This window comes from Pontibacter toksunensis, assembly GCF_042686245.1.
In the GTDB taxonomy this organism is placed as follows: domain Bacteria; phylum Bacteroidota; class Bacteroidia; order Cytophagales; family Hymenobacteraceae; genus Pontibacter; species Pontibacter toksunensis.
The window spans coordinates 2,261-3,535 of the sequence record NZ_JBHUOX010000070.1 but is presented as its reverse complement, the minus strand read 5'-3'; the positions used below and the strand labels follow the sequence as shown (position 1 = coordinate 3,535).

Genomic DNA, 1,275 nt, shown 5'->3' with positions numbered 1-1,275 from the left:
GTACCGGTAGCCTTTGCCAGTGTGGGCCTGGCCGGCACAGCAAAGGGAGCAACCAGCGATGCCTCCGGATTCTATCTCATCAGCCAGTTGCCTAGCGGAACTTACACCATAAAGGTGTCTGCAGTGGGTTACACACCCGCCTCACAACAAGTGACGGTGGAGGAGGGGCAGGCGGTCACTGCAGACCTTCAACTCAAACAGGCTGCGTTAGCAGTCAGCGAAGTGGTGATAACAGGCACCATGAAGGAGGTAAGTAGGTTGGAGAGCCCTGTCCCTGTGGAGGTGTATACCCAGAACTTTTTTAAGAAAAACCCCACACCGTCGCTCTTCGATGCGCTGCAGAACGTGAACGGCGTGCGCCCTCAGCTTAACTGCAACGTGTGCAACACCGGCGACATACACATCAATGGCCTGGAAGGCCCTTACACCATGATTCTGATTGACGGGATGCCCATCGTGAGCGGCCTGTCCTCCGTCTACGGCCTTTCGGGCATACCCAACGCCATGGTGGAGCGCATTGAGATTGTCAAAGGGCCGGCCTCCTCCCTCTACGGCTCTGAGGCAGTGGGCGGGCTGATAAACGTAGTCACGAAGAAGCCTTCCAACGCCCCCTTGTTCTATGCCGATGTTTTTGCCACCTCCTGGCAGGAGTACAATGCGGACCTGGCGTTTAAGCTGAATGCGGGGCGAAAGGCATCGGTGCTGACAGGGGTGAACTACTTCAACTACAGCAAACCGAAGGATAATAACGGCGACCGCTTCACGGACGTGACGCTGCAGGACCGGATTTCCGTTTTCCAGAAATGGAATTTCCAGAGAAAAGGGAACAGGCTGCTTTCCCTGGCCGGGCGCTACTATTACGAAGACCGCTGGGGCGGAGACATGCGCTGGAACAAGTCCTTCAGGGGAGGCGACAGCATTTATGGAGAGAGCGTTTATACAAACAGATGGGAACTGATAGGTAATTACCAGCTGCCTGTAAAGGAGAAGATGCTGTTGATGTTCTCCGTCAACGACCACAGCCAAAACTCCTGGTATGGAGACATCCCTTACTTTGCAGATCAGAAAATTGCCTTTTCGCAGCTCACCTGGGACAGGAAAATCAACAGGCATGATCTGTTGCTGGGTACAGCCATCCGCTACACGTACTACGATGACAACACACCGGCCACCGCCAGCCCGGATACTCTGGATCCGGGAAACCAGCCTGACAGAACCTGGCTTCCCGGAATCTTCGTGCAGGACGAGATTTCTCTCTCGCAGCAGCACAAGCTC

The 1,275-nt window shown here is 54.9% G+C and carries 1 protein-coding gene; it reads left to right on the top strand.

Annotation, left to right across the window (positions count from 1 at the left end):
- The coding region (locus tag ACFS7Z_RS27050; protein ID WP_377492538.1) for a TonB-dependent receptor at positions 1–1,275 on the top strand (1,275 nt) is incomplete at both ends.